Source organism: Cryobacterium sp. MLB-32 (assembly GCF_000738085.1).
Classification (GTDB): Bacteria; Actinomycetota; Actinomycetes; order Actinomycetales; family Microbacteriaceae; genus Cryobacterium.
Window position 1 is genome coordinate 1 of sequence record NZ_JPRS01000347.1, and the last position, 1,830, is coordinate 1,830.

Annotated in this window: 3 protein-coding genes; 1 reads left to right on the top strand and 2 read right to left on the bottom strand. The window is 59.6% G+C overall.

Annotated elements, in window-relative coordinates; genetic code table 11:
- Together JF66_RS18460 and JF66_RS18470 are read right to left on the bottom strand one after the other, a co-directional pair.
- Positions 1-211, bottom strand: a 211-nt coding sequence (locus tag JF66_RS18460; protein ID WP_035880305.1) for a hypothetical protein, incomplete at its 3' end; no start/stop codon positions are given.
- Between the two features lie 637 nt (positions 212-848).
- On the bottom strand, positions 849-1,097 hold the full coding sequence (locus JF66_RS18470; RefSeq protein WP_035880307.1) for a hypothetical protein: 249 nt from the start codon (positions 1,095-1,097) through the stop codon (positions 849-851).
- 390 nt (positions 1,098-1,487) lie between these two features.
- Between JF66_RS18470 and JF66_RS18475 the strand changes: the two genes are divergently transcribed.
- Positions 1,488-1,739: a hypothetical protein gene (locus JF66_RS18475; RefSeq protein WP_035880308.1), complete on the top strand. Its 252-nt coding sequence runs from the start codon at positions 1,488-1,490 to the stop codon at positions 1,737-1,739.
- Positions 1,740-1,830 lie beyond the last annotated feature (91 nt).

Sequence of the window (1,830 nt, forward strand, 5' to 3'; positions counted from 1 at the left end):
TGAGAATCCGGTCGATTTCGGCCTCTTCCTGATGGAAGCCTTCTTTGAGCAGATCAATGCCGGTCAACTTCGATTTTGGAATATTTCCGAGTCCCAATTTCTCGACACTCAGAAAGGCGATGCCGAATGCGCGCTCGAGCAGGTTCCCGATATGTGTTTTGCCGGAGCCTTTGGGCCCGATGAGAACATAGATGGTTTTAGTGAAGCTCATCCTTTTGAGGGTATCTGGAGCCGGACCGAAGCAAAATCCAGAACACATCCCGAGTCTTCCGGCCCAGTTGATTCGGCTCTTCGCAATGGAGGGTGTAGCTGGGGTGGGCGCGTCGTTGGGCAGAGAGAGCCCTCAAGATCACAACGCCGGGCCTCTTTGCCACGGGGCCAGCGTTTGTCCCGCTAAGGGTTCCCAAGTGACACGGCATCGGCGCGCTCAGCCGCCGCTGGCGTGGCCCCAATCCGTCGCGCTGGAGGTCCGCTTTTCGGGCGCTCGGCGCGTAGAGCGCGCTCAGCGCCGGGGGTGTCGATCGACTGAGGCATGGAGCGGGAGTGCCAGAGGTCTGGCCGGCTGGCGGAAGCGTGCATCGGGAGCGGTGTTGCACGTCTCGTGGGGTGAGGACGGTGCCATAGGTAAGGGCGGTGCGGGTGTGCCGGTCACTGACGTCGTACCCGATGCTCTGGTTCGCAAGCTCCGTGGTGTTCTCGTGGGCGTCATAGGTGATCCCGGTGGAGACCAGCCCTGCCGCGACCGGGTTCAAAGCCCCGACCGGGCCGGGCATGACGGATTCCAGGAGGGAATAGACTCCCCACTTTGGCACCAGAGCGGCGCCGGTGATCCGGCTGCACCAAAGCACTCAGGGCTTGTCACCGAACTGTAACCCCCCTCGACCGCCGAGTGATCTGATTCGCCGATCCAAGAAGAGCATTAGGAAGAACAAGCCGAAGATCACGAGGCAATCAACAAGGGCAAGGGCCGGGAAAGAAAACATGAACACCAGAGGGGCGGACAGAACCACCATCCCCACTTGAATCCACCACTGGACCTTCTCTAAGGCGAGGAGCTTCGGGTCCTTTTCGTGGTCAGTTGGGTCTGCTTCAGCCATTTCGCCACCAATTTCCCATCGTCACTGGAGCAATCTCCGCCAAGCCGTTCCCGCCGAAATGCGCCACACGCGCCGGGGGAAAGGACCGACGGCCCCGGGTGTCGCGGCACTCACGACCAATACGAAAATGATCAACAAAAGCCAGCGTTGACTTCTACGAAGACCGGCACGCCTGCTGAGCGGCTTGCCGAGGTCAGGGACTGTCATTCCTATTCCAATCGTGTGTCCCGTTTGATCAGTCGACACGGGTCGGCAAGGTAGTTCCGCCAACCATATCGGTCGACGAACTCGAATCCCTTTTTGGGGAGCTTTCTAGCCCACGGAATAGACCACCCCGAGTGCCCGTAAGACCGGGGTTCTTTCCGCCGGAGCCCCACTAGGCTCGGGACCATGCACGCCCAAACCGCAACGCTCGTCATTGCATGCTGCATGGTAGTAGTAGGCGTGGCCATCCTGATCTGGGCGGAACCCATCACGAAGTTCATGAAACTCTTGAGCGACACCATGACGATGTATCCCGAGAAATTGCGAAGGCGCATCTATACCGCGCGCAACCTACGCTTCGCCGGCGTATGGTCAGTATTTTCGGGGCTCTTCTTCTTAACGGTCGCTGTGGAGAGGATGATAGGGCAGCCATCGTGAGCGCGCGTTTCACGTGAGCGATCCGATCGCTGACTCTGGCATAGGTGCTCAGCCTGCGCCGCTCAAGGTCACCATACGGGGACGGATCACG

What these genes read in the sequence shown, in the direction of transcription:
- JF66_RS18470 (WP_035880307.1), bottom strand. Translation starts at nt 1,097, where the DNA reads ATGGCTGAAGCAGACCCAACTGACCACGAAAAGGACCCGAAGCTCCTC.
- JF66_RS18475 (WP_035880308.1), top strand. Translation starts at nt 1,488, where the DNA reads ATGCACGCCCAAACCGCAACGCTCGTCATTGCATGCTGCATGGTAGTA.